Here is an 18289-nt window from a genome sequence, read left to right as displayed (position 1 = left end):
TCATTTAAGAAGAAAGCGAATGCGTTACCCTGCATGGAAATATTTACTGATCCTGGTTGTCCTTGTGATCAGTACGTTATATGCACTTCCAAGTCTGTATCCAGATGAGCCTGCCGTCCAGATTTCTGGCGCGAAAGCCGGCACCAAGATTGATCAGACCATCGTGCAAAAAGCTGAGCAGATTTTAAAAACTGCCGATATTAGCAGTCACGACAATAGCTTCACCAACAATGCGGCATTATTACGTTTAAGCTCTTCTGAGGCGCAGTTAAAAGCCAAAGAAGTGCTTCGGCGTGATCTTGGTGATGACTATGTCGTTGCACTCAACCTTGCGCCAACCACGCCTGAGTGGTTGCAAAAGATTGGGGCTAAACCGATGAAACTCGGTCTGGACTTACGTGGCGGTGTACACTTCTTGCTCGAAGTCGACATGGATAAAGCGATTAGTCAGCGTATGGAAACATCTGCGACTGATTTGCGTCGTCAATTCCGTGATAACAAAATCAAATTCAATAACCTGGCGTTAAACAACAACACCATTACAGTGCAGTTTGCAAACAATGCAGACCGCGATGCAGCGACTGATTTCTTGCGTCGTAATGGTAACGAGTTTACTCAACAGGCAGTTGCGACCTCATCTGGTGCGACTTTAAGACTAAATTATACCGATGCCCGTCGTCAGGAAATTCAGTCTTATGCAGTGAACCAAAACTTAACCACCCTACGTAACCGTATCAACGAACTGGGTGTGGCAGAAGCTTTGGTACAAACACAAGGCAGCAACCGTATTGTAGTTGAATTACCGGGTGTACAGGATACGGCTGAGGCAAAACGTGTCTTGGGTCGTACAGCCAACCTGGAATTCCGTCTGGTTGCAGACAGCAATGATCAATATATCGATCCGTATACCGGTAAATATAACGGTCAGCCGCTTCCTCCTGGCACTGAGGTATTCGCTTACCAATCACTGGATAGCGGTCGTCAGTTACTGTTACAACGTAACCGTATCTTGACCGGTGAGCGTGTTCAGAATGCAAGCTCTGGCTTTAGCCAGGATTCTGGTGGTGCTGAAGTTAACATTACTTTGGACTCTGCCGGCGGTAAGCTCATGTCAGATGCAACGCGTGGTGCAGTTGGCAAACGGATGGCAGTTCTGTTTATCGAAAATAAACAGAAGATCTCTTATGTTGCAGACCCGAATACAGGCGTTCAGACTGAAGTTCGTACCCCGTATACCGAATCTGTGGTGATCAATGCGGCAACCATTCAGGCGGTGCTGGGTTCACAATTCCGGATTACCGGTCTGGATTCACCACAAGAAGCAGCCGAGCTTGCCTTGATGCTGCGTGCAGGTGCACTTGCTGCGCCGATGTACTTCGTAGAAGAACGTGTGGTTGGTCCTAGCCTCGGTCAGGAAAACATTGACAAAGGTGTACTCTCAACTCAGATCGGCTTCTTGCTGGTTGCGATCTGGATGGTCGTGTTCTTCCGTTTATTCGGTCTGATCGCAAACTTTGCTCTGGTCTTCAACTTGGCCATGATCTTGACCGTGATGTCATGGATTGGTGCTTCCCTCACCCTGCCAGGTATTGCGGGTATCGTGATTACCATTGGTATGGCGGTCGATTCCAACGTCCTAATCTGTGAACGAATACGGGAAGAAATGCTCTGGGGCGCCTCGCCCAAACAGGCGATTGTGGCAGGTTATGATCGAGCCTATAACACCATTCTTGACTCGAACTTAACCACCTTACTGGTTGCGTTTATCTTGTTCGCGATTGGAACAGGTCCGATTAAAGGCTTCGCGGTAACATTGATGATCGGTATTATTTGTTCAATGTTTACGGCCATTACCGTTACTCGTGCCATCGTCCAGCTCATTTATGGCAAACGCCGTAATTTGAAAAAGTTGAGTATTTAAGGAGATTCATATGACTGATCTGACTCAACCAGACTCAAAACAATACGGTCGCCCGGATAACCTGAAAATTATCCCGTTCATGAAGATTGCCAAACCTGCGGCAATCTTGTCGATCCTGCTGACGATTGCGAGTATCTTCTTTATCGTGACCAAAGGCTTGAATCTCGGACTGGATTTCACCGGGGGGATTTCAGCCGAATTGAACTACAAGCAAGGTGTACAGCCTACGCAAGTGGTTCAGGCACTTGACCGTGCTGGCTTTAAAGATGCTGTGGTACAAACCTTGGGCAGTAATACCGACCTGATCGTGCGTATGCCTGTGCAAGAAGACCTGAATGTCGAAGACCTCAGCAATAGCATCACCAAAGCGGTGCAATTACCGAATAACACCGTTGAAGTGCATAAAGTAGATGCAGTAGGTGGTGCTGTCGGAAATGAACTTTACGTGCGTTCTGCAGGCGCTGTTGCACTAGCTTTGATCTTGATGCTGATCTACGTCACCATTCGCTTCGAGTTTAAACTCGCGATGGGCGCGGTCATGTCATTATTCCATGACATCGTACTGATTATCGGTGCATTCGCATTGTTCCAGTGGCCTTTCGACTTAACCGTATTGGCTGCAGTCCTTGCGGTGATCGGTTTCTCACTCAACGATAACATCGTTGTCTCGGATCGTATCCGTGAGAACTTCCGTAAGATTCGTGGTGCCACACCACGTGAAATCGTCGATATTGCATTGACAGAAACCTTACGCCGTACCATTCATACCTCGATGACCTTATTACTTGTGGTTCTTGCCATGATGTTCCTGGGCGGTGATGGTTTACACTGGTTCTCTGTTGCCATGTTTGTCGGTGTATTCGTGGGAACTTACTCATCGATCTATATCGGTACAGCATTCGCTTTATGGCGTGGTCTGAACCGTCAGGACTTTATTGTTCAAGTTAAACCTGAATTTGAAGAAGAAGAGATTCCTTAAATCCCTCTTCTTTTGGATTCAAATAAAATGCCAGCAATATGCTGGCATTTTTTTATCGCGTTAAAATCTGCTCTATCTGACGACGCTTTAATACTGAACAATCTGGGTCTGTGGAAATTGAAAACCTCGGCAAGATTGCTCTGCCCGCCATGCAATGGTGACTACAATTTTCTGGTTCAGGATAAAGTTCTGATAGGCAAAAGTGCCAATCAATGGATGCGAACACATGCCCCCCTGATTTGTAGGATGCACCTGCGTATTCAAACTATTTAGGTCTAAACGAATACCAAGACCTGAGGCTTTTAAAATCGCTTCTTTGGTGGTCCAGACCCTAAACCAATATTCTGTGTCTTGATCCTGCTGTTGCCAGATCTGGTATTCCTCGGGATGAAAGGCATGCCGGGCCAAGGCATCAAAACGGACTTTTCGATCCAGCGCTTCAACATCAATGCCGATATCTTGAACACGTTCGCTCATTGCCAGTGCATAATATTGCTGACTATGCGAATGATTAAAATGTAAGGCATGAGAGCTTAAAAAAGGTTTGCCATGCTCATGTTTGGAAAACACCAGATCATCTATAGTGCAATGCAGTTGATGAGCCAGAAGCTGATTACGTCGCGCCTGAATCTGCTGTTTCTGATAATGATTAAAGTCTCTGAAATCGGCAAAATCTGTTTTATCCTTTTGCAGCAGCTGCGCCAATGCCTGAACATGGATGTATATGATACCTGTCGTCATGAGCAACATCTCCCGTGTATAAAAAAGCCCAAAGCAAAGTTTGGGCTTTTAAGCATTGAATACAGCTTAACGCTTGAATTTCTTTTCTGCTTTCTTGAACTTCTGAACATAACGACGCTTACGTGCTGCAACGCGTTCATCCACTTGAGATTTACGTCCTTCAAATGGGTTCTCTGAGGTTTTAAAGTCAATACGAACTGGCGTACCTTCAAGCTTATAGACTTTACGGAATACGTTTTCCAGATAACGACGATAATCCGCTGGAGTCTTATCCACCTTGTTACCATGAATGACGATGGTTGGTGGATTTTGTCCGCCCATATGCGCATAACGCATTTTAATACGACGCCCACTGATCATTGGCGGCTGATGTGCCTCGGTAGCATCACTTAGAATCTGGGTCAGTTTCGCCGGTGAAACTTTTAGGTTTGCCGAATCGTAAGCACGATGGATCGAAGGATAAAGCTCACCCACGCCGGTACCATGTAGGGCTGAAATCAAATGGATTTTTGCCCATGGAATAAAGTCAAAACGACGTTCCACATCAAGTTTACATTGCTTACGATCATACTCGGTCATGTTGTCCCATTTGTTGATCGCAATGACCATGGCACGGCCTGCTTCAAGTGCATAACCAATCAAATGCAAGTCTTGTTCAACAATCCCTTCACGTGCATCGACCACCACGACCACAACATGCGCATCTTTCATGGCTTGCAGGGTTTTAACGATTGAGAATTTCTCAATCATCTCATCGACTTTACCTTTACGGCGTACACCGGCAGTGTCGATCAAGGTATATTGACGACCATCACGCTCATAAGGAATATAGATCGAGTCACGGGTTGTACCTGGTTGGTCAAACGCAACCACACGCTCTTCCCCGAGTAATCGGTTCACCAACGTCGATTTACCCACGTTTGGACGACCAATAATTGCTAAACGCAAACCGGTATTTTTGTTGTGCTCGTCCGGATTTTCATCTTCAGGCACTTCAGCCAACACTTCTTCAAGCATTTGCTGTACACCACGACCATGACTGGCCGCAACCTGCATCGGTTCGCCCATACCGAGCTTGTAGAATTCAACTAATGCAGCTTCTGCATGGACACCATCGACCTTGTTGGCCACCAGATGGACTTTTTTGCCTAAAGTACGTAGCTCACGGGCAATCTGCTCATCCGACGCCAATAAACCAGCGCGTGCATCCACCACAAATACAATGATGTCTGCTTCATGGATAGCTGTTTTTGACTGCTCAGCCATGTAAGAGTCAATGCCACCTTCATTCTCACCAATACCGCCCGTATCTACGACAATGAATGATTTATTTTGATAAACCGCATCGCCATATTTGCGGTCACGAGTTAAACCAGCGAAGTCAGCAACCAAAGCATCACGACTTTTGGTGATTTGGTTAAATAGCGTTGATTTTCCGACGTTTGGACGACCAATGAGCGCAATAACGGGTTTCATAAATTAACCTTAATTCAGACGAGCCATCGTTGATGACATCGTATCAGAAACAGTATGGAAGATTTTGGTGATCAAGTAATCACAATAAAAATTCGGGGTTTTGTTTAAACAAATACCCCGATCATTCTTTTATTAGCAATAGCTAATTGAGCATTTTAGCACAAGCTAAGGCAAAATTAACGATTCTGCCAAATGGTTAATGCACCTTTTCGTGTTGCAACATAAAGCTGGTTGTCAATCACACGCAATGAACGCACTTCACCACTGGTTTTGGCACGACCGATCAACTTGCCTGAAGCCGGATTAATCAGATGAAGTACCCCATCCAGATCACCCACCACCAGGTTTTGTCCTAACATCACAGGGTTGCTCAGCTGACGGTTTAACAGTTCTTCATTCTGCCAAACCAACTCGCCAGTCGCCAAGTTATAAGCATTTAACTTGCCATCGGTTGTGGTCACGAATACTTTATCTTCGGCAACCTCGGCAGTGTTGGTACTGCTGGCATCTTCACTCCATACCACACGTTGTGAAGCAAGATCGATTACAGTAACCTGACCCTGGAAGCTTGTGGTGACAAGGAATTGACCAGCAACAACCGGATCGCCGACTACATCAATCAAACGCTGGATGTCTGAACGACCATCGCTAATCGCTACACGGCGCTGGAAGCGAGGCACACCACTGATAATATCTAGTGCATATACATAAGCATTGGCAGAACCAATCAACACGGTACGCTCATCCAAGCGCACTGGGGCTGGCTGACCACGTAAACTAAACTGTACATTTGGCAGTTTATAGGCCCAGACTTGCTGGCCTGTTACTGCATCATGCGCAAACACAGTGCCATCATTGGCAATGGTAATTACACGACCCGACTGGATCAAGGAGGGCGACAGAATGGCACCTGACAGTTTTGCCGTCCACTTTTGCTCACCTGTGGTCTGATCTAAACCAAATAACTGTCCTTTACGATTGCCAATGACCACAATCCCTTCACCGGCTTCTACACCGGCAGTCAGTTCCTGTTTGGTAATCTTGCTTTTCCAAAGGCGTTCTTTGCCTTTGTAAGCAGACACCTGACCATCAGGGTCAATCGCAAAAATCACACCATTGTCTGTATCCAGCTGTAAGCGCAAAGCCTCAGCCGCATTGGTAGACGAAACACTTTGTGAAAAAACAAGGTTTAAACTTTGTTCTTGCGTGATTTTTGGCAATGGATTTGGTTTTGCCTCTTTTACTTTATTGCTCGAACATCCAACAAGTAAAGCTGAAGCAATTGCAATTGCCAAAGGAAGTTTTAGTTTATTCTGCATTAAGACTCATCCACTTTGGTATCTAAGATCGGGCGCTCAAACTCAGGATCATCTACTAAAACGCCGACACTTTCGAGTTTAATTTGTAAAAGCTGACGCTCCTGTTTGCGCTCGAGCAGGTTATCCCATGCACTTTGATACGCTTTACGCGCAGAGGCGTTGTCTTTCTTCGCAACAAAAATATCACCGCGAAGCTCATCAGCAGTAGCCTTGAACGCAGGCTCTGTCACAGCAGACAAGGTTTTTAAGGCTTCGTCAAATTTGTTTTGTGCCAATTGCGCATCAGCCAAACGTATTTTTACAACCTGTAGCAAACCCTCATCTTTTACTTTTGAGTTTTCAACTTTCTTCAAGGCTTTTTCAGCAGCAGCATAGTCCTGCTTGTCATACGCAAGCTTCGCCATAACAAATTGTGTCTGAATTGCCTGAGCAGAATCGGCATCTTCTTTCACAATTTTATCTGCAGCTTCAGACAAGCTTGCAAAGGCATTGGGCTGACCTGTAGCAGCTTTGGCCTCATCCATCAACTTCTGCACCTTCGCCGTCTGGTTCTGGGCTTCGGCAAGATTTTTCTTTTGCCAGTATTCCCATCCGAAAAAGGCAATCAAGGCAATGAGAATTCCGCTAATGATTGCAGAACCATATTTTTTGGCAAACGACTTTAAACTGTCGAGCTGTTCATCATCACTTAAACTCATGTGATTGTCCTTTTCCTAAATTCTTCAACTTATTGTTTAAATTTTTCAATCAAAAATGGCGTCAGTTCAGTCAAAGCAACTTGAGACTGCTCTGCTGTCGCCAATTCTTTAATGAGAAGCTGCTGTGATTCCCACTCGCGCTCACCCAAGATCATCGCAAAAATCGCACCCGACTGATCGGCCTTTTTCATTTGGCTTTTCATGCTACCTTGTGAACCTGTTTTTAAACGAATCGGGCTATTTGCCGCTTCCAGCTGATCACGAATCTGTTCCGCCAAGACCAACGCCTTGGCTTGATAAGCCGGTTCAGCCAACAAGAAGATTTCGCAATCACGTACTGTTTTGGCCTGTTCGACTTGCTCGAGCAACAGGAGCAAACGCTCCATGCCCATCGCGAAACCAACCGCAGGCACAGACTGATCCGCCTTACCTTTTAACTGCCCAACTAGACCGTCATAGCGACCACCTGCACACACTGTGCCTTGTGAACCCAACATGGTGGTGGTCCATTCAAATACGGTTTTGTTGTAGTAATCCAAACCACGGACTAACTTCTGGTTAATCACAAACTCGATACCTGCATCAGTGAGGTATTGCTGTAATTGCTGGAAGTGATTGATTGAATCTTCTTTGAGGAAATCATGCAACTTGGGTGCATTTTCCAGAATCTTTTGGGTCGACTCAATTTTAGAGTCCAGAATACGCAATGGATTAGTGCTTAAACGACGTTGCGAGTCTTCATCCAGAGCATCTTTGTGCTGATTTAAAAACTCAACCAATGCGGCACGGTATTCTGCACGTTCGTCGGTTTCCCCGAGTGTATTCAACTCAAGTTGAACCTTGTCCGCAACGCCCATACGCTTCCACAAACGTGCTGTCAGTAAAATCAGCTCGGCATCGATATCGGGTGTTGCCACACCAAAGGTTTCTACACCAAACTGATGGAACTGGCGGTAACGGCCCTTTTGCGGTTTTTCATAACGGAACATCGGTCCCATATACCACACACGTGGTGTCGCGCCACGTAACAGGTTATGTTCAAGCAAAGCACGTACACAACCTGCTGTCCCTTCTGGACGTAGCGTCAGTGATTCAGGCGGATTACCCTTGTCAAAAAAGGTATACATTTCTTTTTCAACGATATCGGTCGCATCGCCAATAGCACGTTTGAATAAACCGGTTTGCTCAACGATCGGTAAACGGATCTGTTGATAACCATACGCATCCATTAAAGATGCAAGTTGTTGTTCCAGACTTCTCCAAGCCGCAGTTTGCGTTGGAAGGATGTCATTAAAACCTTTGATAGCGACGATTGAACTCATGATGAACTACGAATAATTTCTTTAGATTTTGCTTCTTCAAGCTCTTGAACACGTTGACGAACCATTGTTTCAATTTCATCAACCAACTGATTTGTGTCGATTAAATGGCTCTTTTCGCCATTACGGTACACCAGTGAACGCGGAGATGCTCCCACGATCCCGATATCCGCTTCTTTGGCTTCACCTGGACCATTCACTTTACACCCGATGACAGATAAGTCCATCGGAGTACGAATATCTTCTAAACGCTCTTCCAGTGCCTGCATCACCTGAATCACATTGAATTCTTGGCGTGAGCAACTTGGGCAAGCAATAAAGTTAATGCCGTTTGAGCGCAAGCCCAACGATTTTAAAATATCAAAACCGATTTTAATTTCATCTTCTGGCTCGGCCGCAAGCGAGATACGCATGGTATCGCCAATGCCTTCCATCAATAGTCCACCAAGCGCAATCGCCGACTTCACCGTACCTGTACGATAGATGCCTGCCTCTGTAACACCGAGGTGCAACGGATTATCAATTTGTTGTGACAATAAGCGGTAAGCATCCATGGTCAAAAATACATTCGACGCTTTTACGCTGACTTTGAACTCATGAAAATCTAAACGGTCTAGAATATCGATATGACGCATTGCAGACTCAAGCAAGGCCTGCCCTGTCGGCTCACCATATTTTGCTTGTAAGTCTTTTTCCAATGAACCCGCATTTACACCGATACGGATCGAAATACCATGATGTTTTGCCGCAGCAACCACTTCACGTACTTTCTGATCTGAACCGATATTGCCGGGGTTAATACGCAAACAGTCCGCGCCATAATCCGCGACAGCCAAAGCAATACGATGATCAAAATGAATATCCGCCACCAGAGGCACGCTCACACGTTTACGGATTGCACCAAATGCCTCTGCCGCTTCCATTGAAGGAACAGAAACACGCATGATGTCTGCACCAGCATCTGCACAGCGCTGGATTTGCGCCACGGTCGCATCGACATCACAAGTTTCAGTATTCGTCATACTTTGAACACTAATCGGGGCATCACCACCGACATACACTGAACCGACACGGATTTTACGTGTTGGACGGCGTTTAATTGGGTTCACAATCATCGTATAGCTCTACTCTTTGTCATTAACGAGACAAACGGAATTCTGCTTTTCCATTGACGGTATATGGAGACAATGAAATTTGTTCCTGATTTAGCACCAGAGATACAGCGGTCGCATCATCCAAACGAATCTGGAATGGAGACTGACCACTCAGATTCAAGGTCGATGCCTGACGACCTGTTGCCAATACTTTACCTGTTGCGTCCACAATATGCACAGAGGTTGGACGGTTAAAGTTCAGGACTAATTGGTCACCAGATGTTGCTGCCGTTGTATTTCCGCTCATTGGTAGAATTTCAACTTCAGAGTTTTTAATCTTTGGTACATCCGCATCATCCTTATGGCTTGATGTCCAATTCTGTACAGCCACGACCGCTAACCATGCCAACAATGCAACAGCCGCCACAATCGCAATGCGTTTCAACCATTTACGGTTACGTACGCTTTTCGAACCTGACAATTTCCCCATGATTTTAATCGGAGAATTATTCAAGGCATGGCTGGCTTTAAGACCTGTATCATTAACATAGATTTCATCAAAACGCTGAATAATCGCACTTGCATCCGCATTTAAATGCTTTGCATAAGCACGATAATAACCTTTGATAAAAGTCGCTTCTGGCAATGACTTATAATCATCTTGCTCTAATGCCGTCAAGGTTTTGACAGGCATGTTCAATACGTTTGCAATCTCTTCAATTTCTTTCTTTTGTGCAATACGAATTTGACGCAAATACTCACCAGGTCGTTGAATATTTCCTAACGCAGACGATGGCGAGGTTGAGCCAGTTGGCTGATGTGAATTTGGATTTATTTCCATACGGCCTCAGTACTGTACTGTAATTGCAAATAACGTTGATATTCTGGACTATCAGGAAATAAAGCGCGTAACTGATTGACTAACACTTGCATTCCTAACTGATCCGCATTTGCGCGAGCAATGCGTAAACCAATCCAAAGCGCACGAGCACCCTGGTTTTTCTGACCTACATTACGAACATATTGTTCGTATAGTTGCGATGCGTCTCTATTATTTTGTTGCAAATAGAAAATTTCCGCCAACTCTAACATTGAAATTGTTGCGTTTCGATTCGCTTGTAGCGCCTGTTTGAATGATTTTTCAGCATTCGCAACATCGCCAAGTTTTAAATAGATTCGCCCCAGGTTTTCTAGCGACTGAAAACGCTGATCATAACCCAGGGTTGCGCCCGCACGGGTAAATTGCTCAATGGCTTCATTATAGCGTTGCTGCTGGTACAAATATGTACCGTAATTATTACGGGCCTGAGCGTTATCTGGTTCGGTAGAAATAGCGCGCTTAAAATAAGACTCCGCTTTTTCCATATTAGCTGCACTACCTTCTTGTTGCAGCAAGATGCCCATCATCATATTGGCGTTGGCATCTCGGGAATTCAGTTTTAACGCCTGATCAAGCGAACGCTTGGCTGAATCCAGATCACGTGTACGAATATATTCTGCCGCAAGTTGCGTACGCACCTGTACCGCTTTTTCCGGATCTTTTTTTAATGTTGTAGATGGCGTCTGGCAAGCTGTTAAGCCCAGTAAAGTAAACACAACAGCTGTCGCTATAATCGTTTTTGATCGAGTTGTATTCAACGCTTTTTCCCCAAGTTTTATCCTTGTGTGCGCAATATTTCTTGTCGTTGCGCCACTTTCTTTTTCCACTGTTCAGCACGACGAGTACGGTCAGCCACCTGTCCTACCAATTGTCCACACGCCGCATCGATATCATCACCACGTGTCTGACGAATCGTACACACAAATCCGGCATCCGACAAAGTTTTTTGGAACGAAATAATACGGTTACGGCTCGAACGGCCATATGGTGCATGCGGGAACGGATTAAATGGAATCAGGTTGATTTTACTTGGTAAGTTTTTCAATAATTTTAACAATTGCTGTGCATGCTCAGGTTGGTCATTGACCCCTTCAAGCATCACATATTCAATCGTGACATGGCGACGAGAGCTTTCATTGCCATCTTTGCCCAAATAACGTTGGCAAGCCGCAATCAGTTGCTGTAACGGATATTTTTTATTGATCGGCACCAATTCATTACGCAGTTCATCATTAGGTGCATGCAGTGAAATTGCCAATGCAACATCAATATCCTGCGCCAGTTGATCAATCTTCGGAACAACACCAGAAGTCGATAAGGTCACACGGCGCTTCGACATGCCATAAGCAAAATCATCCAGCATCAACTGCATAGAACTTAGAACAGCATCATAATTGAGTAAAGGTTCGCCCATACCCATCATAACCACATTGGTCACGGTACGTTCACGCTCTGCAACAGGAACATCTTCCATGTAGGAGTAGTTCGCCATCCACAACTGACCAATAATTTCCGCTGGAGTTAAGTCACGCTGGAAACCTTGCTTACCGGTAGAACAGAATGAGCAATCCAGTGCACAACCCACTTGTGAAGAAATACACAAGGTTTTACGCGCGCCAGTTTTATCATCTGCTGGAATCAATACGGTTTCAACCAGCGAACCATCACCATCACCGACACGGAATACCCACTTACGGGTACCATCTTTGGAATAGTTACGATGCACCACTTCAGGCGCTTTAATTTCACAAATTTTTTCTAATTTTTCACGTAATTTTCCTGAGATATTGGTCATCTCAGCAAAATCTGTCACAAAATATTGATGAATCCATTTCATGACCTGACCGGCGCGAAACTTTTTTTCGCCCAGATCTTCAAAGAATTTTTCCAGTTCAGCTCGAGACATGCCAAGTAAATTGACTTTATGCTCGGCAGCTTGAACGACAGGCGTAGTAACAGACTGTTGTTTTTCATCTAAATTTTCTGATGAAACGACCACTGCAGAACTCATGTATATTTACCTAAACAATATCAGCGCTAAAAAATACTGTGCATTATTTGCACAATACAATCAATAAGAAATAAAAAACCAGATAAGTAGTATACCACTTATCTGGCTCGAATACTTTGGATTAACGAGTGCGTGGGCAAATCTCGTTATCAGCAAAGAAGTAAGCGATTTCGCGCTCAGCAGAAGCAACTGAGTCAGAACCGTGAGCAGCGTTTTCGTCGATGCTTACAGCGAAGTCAGCGCGGATTGTGCCTGGAGCCGCTTCTTTCGGGTTCGTTGCGCCCAAGATATCACGGTGAGCAAGAACTGCGTTTTCGCCTTCAAGAACTGAAACAACCACTGGACCAGAAGTCATGAATGCAACGAGGTCAGCAAAGAAACCGCGTTCTTTGTGCTCAGCATAGAAACCTTCAGCATCAGCTTGAGAAAGGTGTTTCATTTTAGTAGCAACGATCTTCAAACCTGATTTTTCGAAACGAGCAAAGATGTCGCCGATGTGGTTTTTAGAAACTGCATCTGGTTTTACGATAGATAAAGTACGTTCAATCGCCATGATTGACTCCTATTATGGTCTAAACTAAAAAATTTGCCGCATTATACCGATGTCATCGTTAATAATCAGCTTGAATATGCAAAAGTTCAGCGATTTCTGACGAATTTTTAACGAACTTCATCCAGCCAGGCCATTTGGATGGCTTCAAGCAAACCTTCGGTTGATTTATTCGGATCATCACTAAAGTCTGGTAAAGCACACACCCAGGCATGCAAATCCGTGAATCGCACCCATTGCGGATCGACATCTGGATGTGCTTCGGTAAGTTCAATTGCAATATCAATCGTATCTGTCCAGCGTAAGCCCATATAACAACCTGAATAAATGTATGTGATTGAGCCTACTTTAACAAAACACCGGATTTAAGAGATAGTGTTGAAGTGCTAAATTGTCGCTAAAACGCTTGTAAAATGCGTTACAGAACCAGATTAAAGCTCGGTGCCAGCAAAATGATCGCACTTGCCACCGATGCACCAATCATTGCACCGACAATGACATCGCTTGGATAGTGTAGTCCCAGAATCATTCGTGACAATGCGACCAAGATCGTAAACGGTAGCATCAGGGTCAATAACAGGGGCTGGATATAACCCAAAGTGATGGTGACCATGACCGCATGTAAGGTGTGACCCGAAGGGAAACTGAAATGATCGAGTGGTCGCTCCCCCAAGACAATGACCTGATGCACCTGATAAGGTCTTGGACGGGTAGTTTTATGTTTTAAAAACTTATAAATCAAGGTGCCTACAGAACCCGCCCCGATCAGATACAAGATCTGCACCCCGTATGCCAAGCCATGCATCGCCCAAACTGACAGCAACATGACATACCAAAATGGCCCATCACCCAATCGGCTGATCGTTTTAAAAAATAAAGCGATACGTTGCGACTGTGAAAGATGGTTGAGATAGACACACCCTTTTAAATCGAGATCCAGCATTTTTATTTTTGCATTTTGAAATTTCATACTTTTTCTCCTCTTCAGGATTTAGGTCGGCGTCATGGGAGACTCCTCACGACCTGATAAAATGCATGTTCTAATTGTTGTACCGGAAACTGCCAGCTGCTGTGTTGTACGCTTTCGCTGGCCAGTAAGCCCATTTGTCTCAATTGCGGTAGCGCAGGTAAATGACAAATGGATTGAATAAAATCTGTGGTCTCTCCAAGCTGGCTCAACCAGCCGGTGACCCCATGCCGAACATGTTGATGGGCGCAAACATAATCGTAGGCCACCACTGCTAAACCACTGGCAATGGCTTCTAACACCACATTTCCGAAGGTATCAGCCTGACTGGCAAAGGTAAACACATCGGCACTAGCATAAGCCGCCGAAAGTGCTTTCCCGCTCAGGCTCCCCATAAAGATCACATCACTGGATTGCGCCATTTTGCTCAGACGTGTCTGGTCTGGCCCTTCGCCCACAATCACGAATTTAGTGTTTTTGCCTTGTTGTGCCTGTAAGGCATGGAAACTCTTGATCAGCACATCGACTTCTTTTTCAGGTGACAAACGCCCGACATATAGCATGACACGAGTATCTGCATCAGCGCCCCATTGTTGGCGAAGCTGTTCTGAACGATGTTTCGGTGAAAACTTTTCCGTATCCACACCACGCCCGACCACCACCAAAGGACAGGTCACGCCAAAACCGCGTAAAGCCTGTTCGGTATATTGACTGGGTACGCATGTGACATCAGTACTGTTATGAAACCAGGTCAGATAACGTTGAATCGGCTTGACCAAAAAAGCCAGATCAAAGAACCGGCTAAAGTCATGAAAGGCTGAATGGAAGCCACTCGACACTGCAACCTTTCGCGATTTTGCAGCCTGCAAAGCGGTTAATCCCAAAGGCCCTTCTGTGACGATATGCACCACATCCGGCATAAACTTCTCAAAGGCTTTGGACACCTTGAGATATTGTGGCCATCCGAATTGCACACTCGGATATTTGGGAATCGGCTGAGACATCACCAGACATTCCTGATCGGGATGGAATTCGGTACAGACTGCTTTTTGTGTGGGACGTACCAGTAAAATTTTATGTCCAAGTCGCTGTAAACCTTGACATAACTGCATCATGGATAAAGCCACACCATTAATTTCTGGGGGCCAGGTTTCAGTCACAATCGCGATACGGAGACGAGGACGAACCAGATCATGCAGTTCAGACAATTCATCTTGTTTATTTTTGAGTTGCTTCCTTTTAAAGTAAAATTTAAAATTTTCAGGAAACTCTTGCTTGAATAGAGATGTCGCGTATGTACTCTGCATATCGCCATCCATTTGTGTCGTTATTTTCATACTTTTAGCTTATAAGCATTTTTTGACACTTTAATGATCAGTGTATGACAGTTTTTTGACAGTCTTAAAATAAAAAATGCCCATTTTCCCAGCAAAAATGGGCATCTAAAAATAGCACTGCATCCATCAGGCAAGCGGGTTATCTACCGCAAAAAGCTGCTGATCTTCTAAACGTAATGCCACCAATTGTTGCCCCCAGACACAGCCACCATCTACATTCTGAATTTGAGCATTAATGGTCTTGCCCTGCAAAGCAGCCCAATGTCCAAAAATCAACTGATGCGTTTGTGCTGCCTGACTTTCAAACTCAAACCACGGTTGAAAACCCACTGGCATCGGCGCATCTAGGGCATCTTTAAATTCAAACTCCAGACGACCTTGGGCATCGGTTAAGCGCATACGGGTCAGATAATTGGTGATACAACGCAACCGTGCCATACCTGTCAGCTCATCTGACCACAGATCCGGCTGTGAGCCATACATTTCTGCCAGAAAAGCATCCAGCACCGAGAGATCTTCATGCGCAACAACCTGTTGCACTTCTTGTGCCAATGCAACTGTCTTTTCAGCGCTCCAGATACAGGGTACGCCCGCGTGAGTAATCAAGGTGTGTTGATTTGGAGACAGACTTAAAGGCTGTTTACGTAGCCAGTCAATCAGCTCATCGCCATCAATTGCGTCAATCACTTCCTGGGTATGGTCTTTTTCTTTGGCTTTTTTAAAGCCACGCGCACAGGCAATCAAGGTCAGGTCATGATTACCCAACACCGTTGCAGCGGCCCCACGGTCAGCCAACTTTTTAATAAAGCGTAAGGCACCGACCGAGTTTTCACCACGCGCCACCAGATCGCCAGCGAACCATAAAAAGTCTTGGTCCGGATCAAAGCGGATTTCTTTCAGCAACGCTTTTAGTGCTTCAAAACAGCCTTGCACATCACCAATGACATAATTATAGCGCTTAGACATCAGGCCACCATCTGATCGGAAAGCGCCACGAAATCTGCCAGACTTAAGGTTTCTGGACGCGCCATCGGATCAACCCCAGCTTTTTCAAAGCCATCTTCCACCAGCATGCCTTTTAAGCTATTACGCAAGGTTTTACGGCGTTGAGTAAATACATGTCCTACCAAACGCGCTAACGCTTTCTCATTTTTTGCCACAATCGGTTTGGTTTCGTAAGGCTCTAAACGGAATACTGCCGAGGTGACTTTTGGTGGCGGGTTAAATGATCCCGGTGGTACTTCAAACAAGAAAGTTGGTTTGCAGTAATACTGAATCATAACCGACAGACGACCATACTCTTTGGTATTGGGTGTTGCGGTAATACGGTCCACCACTTCTTTTTGCAACATGAAATGCATGTCTTTGACTTTGTCACCAAACTCCAAGAGATGGAACAACAGTGGTGTTGAAATATTATAGGGTAAATTCCCTACCACGCGCAGTGGGCGGCCTTCCTGAAACAGCTGGGTAAAGTCGTACTTCAAGGCATCTGCTTCAACAATGGTCAAACGCTCAGGATGTGGTACACGGCCTGGCAAGCCTGCTGCCAAATCACGGTCCAGTTCAACTACGGTCAATGCATCACACTCACCAATTAACGGTGAGGTCAATGCTGCCAGACCAGGGCCAATTTCAACAATGTTTTCGCCCGCACGAGGATTCACTGAGCGTACAATTTTGGCAATCACACGTTGATCATGTAAAAAGTTTTGACCAAAACGTTTTCGAGCCTGATGCCCTTCATCTTTAGGGTTTAGGGCATTAATTTGATACATATATTTATACTCAATATTTGAAACTTAATTCCCCCCTCTTTTATAAAGAGGGGCTGGGGGAGATTCTTGCCAAATCAAGTGCTAAATCCACTGCAACATGCAAGCTCGATGCTTTTGCCTGTCCAGTGCCTGCAAGAGAGAGTGCCGTACCATGATCGACAGAAGTTCGAATAAATGGCAAGCCTAATGTAATGTTTACTGCTTCACCAAAGCCCTGTGATTTTAACACAGGTAAGCCCTGATCGTGATACATCGCTAAAACAGCATCTGCATCTTTGAGATTTTCCGGGGTAAACAAGGTATCTGCTGGCAAACTCAGGCTCATGTTTACGCCCTGCGCTCGATAGCTTTCCAGCACCGGATTAATCACCTCAATTTCTTCACGACCTAAATAGCCACCCTCGCCCGCATGCGGATTTAAACCACATACCAAGATCCGCGGAGCAGAAATTTTAAATTTGGTTTTTAAGTCATGAATCAGGATATCAAGCACCTGATGTAAACGTTCTGGACTAATGGCAGCAGGCACATCGCGCAACGGCAAATGAGTGGTTGCCAGAGCCACCCGTAGCGTTTTGGTCGCCAGCATCATCACCACACGATCAACACCAGCAAACTCCTGATAAAACTCGGTATGTCCGCTAAACGCGATGCCCGCCTCGTTGATAATGGACTTTTGTACAGGCGCCGTGGCCACACCGACACTTTGTCCGGACATGGCATAATCAGCCGAACGACGCAATTGCTCCAATACATAAGCCGCATTGGCAGAGTCTAACTGCCCTAAATTCACCGGTTTTGCCAAAGGCACATGTTCAACAAAGAGTTGCCCCTGCAAACTCGATGCTACTTGTCCCTGATAAGCAATCAGTTCAACATTTAAACCGAGTAGATTGGCACGTTGCTGCAACATTTCGATATCAGCCAATACCACCAGCGGCCGCTCATCAATCCGTTTCGCCAGACTCAGACAGATATCTGGACCAATTCCAGCGGGTTCACCTGAAGTGACATATAAAGGAAGCATATCTAGCGCCAGTCTTTTTGATTTCCTGCTAGTGTAACCAAAATCTAAAAGCAGCTATAGCCCTACCTTTTTATAAATTCTGTTGAAAGATCAGCAATAGCCCTTTATTACAGTACATACAGCCAAAAAAGTAATGGCTCTTCGTTAAAATCAACACGGTCTTGCCTAAACCCTTGCTAAGTTCAGCCTTTA

General features: G+C 45.2%; 18 protein-coding genes. 2 read left to right on the top strand and 16 right to left on the bottom strand.

The window, feature by feature from the left end; translation table 11 throughout:
- The first annotated feature begins 19 nt into the window (after positions 1 to 19).
- Complete coding sequence (secD, locus tag IEV39_RS12320; RefSeq protein ID WP_005226800.1) at positions 20 to 1921, top strand: protein translocase subunit SecD; 1902 nt, start codon at positions 20 to 22, stop codon at positions 1919 to 1921.
- A 10-nt stretch (positions 1922 to 1931) separates the two neighbouring features.
- Entirely contained in the window at positions 1932 to 2900 is a 969-nt protein-coding gene (gene secF, locus IEV39_RS12315) for a protein translocase subunit SecF (RefSeq protein WP_005226798.1), read from the top strand.
- A gap of 87 nt (positions 2901 to 2987) precedes the next feature.
- Here the strand turns inward: secF and IEV39_RS12310 are convergent, their stop codons facing one another.
- The 16 genes from IEV39_RS12310 to pdxA all read right to left on the bottom strand — a co-directional run bounded on the left by IEV39_RS12310 (position 2988) and on the right by pdxA (position 18097).
- Complete coding sequence (locus tag IEV39_RS12310) at positions 2988 to 3641, bottom strand: 4'-phosphopantetheinyl transferase family protein (protein WP_005289242.1); 654 nt, start codon at positions 3639 to 3641, stop codon at positions 2988 to 2990.
- A gap of 66 nt (positions 3642 to 3707) precedes the next feature.
- Positions 3708 to 5117: a ribosome biogenesis GTPase Der gene (der, locus tag IEV39_RS12305; RefSeq protein WP_005289245.1), complete on the bottom strand. Its 1410-nt coding sequence runs from the start codon at positions 5115 to 5117 to the stop codon at positions 3708 to 3710.
- A gap of 176 nt (positions 5118 to 5293) precedes the next feature.
- Entirely contained in the window at positions 5294 to 6436 is a 1143-nt protein-coding gene (gene bamB / locus IEV39_RS12300) for an outer membrane protein assembly factor BamB (RefSeq protein WP_005289250.1), read from the bottom strand.
- Entirely contained in the window at positions 6436 to 7134 is a 699-nt protein-coding gene (locus IEV39_RS12295; RefSeq protein WP_005226791.1) for a YfgM family protein, read from the bottom strand. The genes bamB and IEV39_RS12295 overlap by 1 nt, the downstream gene beginning before the upstream one ends.
- Before the next feature lie 29 nt (positions 7135 to 7163).
- Positions 7164 to 8456, bottom strand: a complete 1293-nt coding sequence (gene hisS / locus IEV39_RS12290) for a histidine--tRNA ligase (protein WP_005226790.1) — start codon at positions 8454 to 8456, stop codon at positions 7164 to 7166.
- A complete protein-coding gene (gene ispG, locus IEV39_RS12285) occupies positions 8453 to 9568 on the bottom strand; it encodes a flavodoxin-dependent (E)-4-hydroxy-3-methylbut-2-enyl-diphosphate synthase (protein ID WP_005259644.1) in 1116 nt (371 codons plus the stop codon). The genes hisS and ispG overlap by 4 nt, the downstream gene beginning before the upstream one ends.
- A 22-nt stretch (positions 9569 to 9590) precedes the next feature.
- Complete coding sequence (locus IEV39_RS12280) at positions 9591 to 10388, bottom strand: helix-turn-helix domain-containing protein (RefSeq protein WP_004775623.1); 798 nt, start codon at positions 10386 to 10388, stop codon at positions 9591 to 9593.
- A complete protein-coding gene (gene pilW, locus IEV39_RS12275) occupies positions 10379 to 11185 on the bottom strand; it encodes a type IV pilus biogenesis/stability protein PilW (RefSeq protein WP_004775625.1) in 807 nt (268 codons plus the stop codon). The genes IEV39_RS12280 and pilW overlap by 10 nt, the downstream gene beginning before the upstream one ends.
- 17 nt (positions 11186 to 11202) lie before the next feature.
- Complete coding sequence (gene rlmN / locus IEV39_RS12270) at positions 11203 to 12438, bottom strand: dual-specificity RNA methyltransferase RlmN (RefSeq protein WP_005289254.1); 1236 nt, start codon at positions 12436 to 12438, stop codon at positions 11203 to 11205.
- A gap of 121 nt (positions 12439 to 12559) precedes the next feature.
- Positions 12560 to 12991, bottom strand: a complete 432-nt coding sequence (ndk, locus tag IEV39_RS12265) for a nucleoside-diphosphate kinase (protein ID WP_004775629.1) — start codon at positions 12989 to 12991, stop codon at positions 12560 to 12562.
- 107 nt (positions 12992 to 13098) lie between these two features.
- Positions 13099 to 13299: a Fe-S cluster assembly protein IscX gene (gene iscX / locus IEV39_RS12260; RefSeq protein ID WP_005226785.1), complete on the bottom strand. Its 201-nt coding sequence runs from the start codon at positions 13297 to 13299 to the stop codon at positions 13099 to 13101.
- Between the two features lie 107 nt (positions 13300 to 13406).
- Positions 13407 to 13958 carry a phosphatase PAP2 family protein gene (locus tag IEV39_RS12255; protein ID WP_005289258.1) on the bottom strand — a complete coding sequence of 184 codons (552 nt, stop codon included), beginning with the start codon at positions 13956 to 13958 and terminating at the stop codon, positions 13407 to 13409.
- 32 nt (positions 13959 to 13990) lie between these two features.
- Positions 13991 to 15262, bottom strand: a complete 1272-nt coding sequence (locus IEV39_RS12250) for a glycosyltransferase family 4 protein (RefSeq protein ID WP_005289262.1) — start codon at positions 15260 to 15262, stop codon at positions 13991 to 13993.
- Between the two features lie 156 nt (positions 15263 to 15418).
- Positions 15419 to 16258, bottom strand: coding sequence for a symmetrical bis(5'-nucleosyl)-tetraphosphatase (locus tag IEV39_RS12245; RefSeq protein ID WP_005289265.1), 840 nt, complete (start codon positions 16256 to 16258; stop codon positions 15419 to 15421).
- A complete protein-coding gene (gene rsmA, locus IEV39_RS12240; protein WP_004775636.1) occupies positions 16258 to 17070 on the bottom strand; it encodes a 16S rRNA (adenine(1518)-N(6)/adenine(1519)-N(6))-dimethyltransferase RsmA in 813 nt (270 codons plus the stop codon). Before rsmA ends, IEV39_RS12245 begins: the two co-directional genes overlap by 1 nt.
- Positions 17071 to 17110: 40 nt before the next feature.
- Positions 17111 to 18097 (bottom strand): 4-hydroxythreonine-4-phosphate dehydrogenase PdxA, encoded by a 987-nt coding sequence (gene pdxA, locus IEV39_RS12235; protein ID WP_005289269.1) that lies wholly within the window; start codon positions 18095 to 18097, stop codon positions 17111 to 17113.
- Positions 18098 to 18289: the final 192 nt, after the last annotated feature.

Origin of the sequence: Acinetobacter courvalinii (assembly GCF_014635545.1) — a bacterium.
Lineage (GTDB): Bacteria > Pseudomonadota > Gammaproteobacteria > Pseudomonadales > Moraxellaceae > Acinetobacter > Acinetobacter courvalinii.
Note: the sequence above shows the minus strand (reverse complement) of the source record. Positions and strands in the feature narration are given on the sequence as shown.

Excerpts from the sequence above, each read along its gene's own strand:
- IEV39_RS12280 (WP_004775623.1), bottom strand. The coding sequence starts at position 10,388 with ATGGAAATAAATCCAAATTCACATCAGCCAACTGGCTCAACCTCGCCA.
- pdxA (WP_005289269.1), bottom strand. The coding sequence starts at position 18,097 with ATGCTTCCTTTATATGTCACTTCAGGTGAACCCGCTGGAATTGGTCCA.
- hisS (WP_005226790.1), bottom strand. The coding sequence starts at position 8,456 with ATGAGTTCAATCGTCGCTATCAAAGGTTTTAATGACATCCTTCCAACG.
- IEV39_RS12310 (WP_005289242.1), bottom strand. The coding sequence starts at position 3,641 with ATGACGACAGGTATCATATACATCCATGTTCAGGCATTGGCGCAGCTG.
- IEV39_RS12245 (WP_005289265.1), bottom strand. The coding sequence starts at position 16,258 with ATGTCTAAGCGCTATAATTATGTCATTGGTGATGTGCAAGGCTGTTTT.
- ndk (WP_004775629.1), bottom strand. The coding sequence starts at position 12,991 with ATGGCGATTGAACGTACTTTATCTATCGTAAAACCAGATGCAGTTTCT.
- bamB (WP_005289250.1), bottom strand. The coding sequence starts at position 6,436 with ATGCAGAATAAACTAAAACTTCCTTTGGCAATTGCAATTGCTTCAGCT.
- rsmA (WP_004775636.1), bottom strand. The coding sequence starts at position 17,070 with ATGTATCAAATTAATGCCCTAAACCCTAAAGATGAAGGGCATCAGGCT.
- secF (WP_005226798.1), top strand. The coding sequence starts at position 1,932 with ATGACTGATCTGACTCAACCAGACTCAAAACAATACGGTCGCCCGGAT.
- rlmN (WP_005289254.1), bottom strand. The coding sequence starts at position 12,438 with ATGAGTTCTGCAGTGGTCGTTTCATCAGAAAATTTAGATGAAAAACAA.
- iscX (WP_005226785.1), bottom strand. The coding sequence starts at position 13,299 with ATGGGCTTACGCTGGACAGATACGATTGATATTGCAATTGAACTTACC.
- IEV39_RS12250 (WP_005289262.1), bottom strand. The coding sequence starts at position 15,262 with ATGCAGAGTACATACGCGACATCTCTATTCAAGCAAGAGTTTCCTGAA.
- secD (WP_005226800.1), top strand. The coding sequence starts at position 20 with ATGCGTTACCCTGCATGGAAATATTTACTGATCCTGGTTGTCCTTGTG.
- der (WP_005289245.1), bottom strand. The coding sequence starts at position 5,117 with ATGAAACCCGTTATTGCGCTCATTGGTCGTCCAAACGTCGGAAAATCA.
- ispG (WP_005259644.1), bottom strand. The coding sequence starts at position 9,568 with ATGATTGTGAACCCAATTAAACGCCGTCCAACACGTAAAATCCGTGTC.
- IEV39_RS12295 (WP_005226791.1), bottom strand. The coding sequence starts at position 7,134 with ATGAGTTTAAGTGATGATGAACAGCTCGACAGTTTAAAGTCGTTTGCC.
- IEV39_RS12255 (WP_005289258.1), bottom strand. The coding sequence starts at position 13,958 with ATGAAATTTCAAAATGCAAAAATAAAAATGCTGGATCTCGATTTAAAA.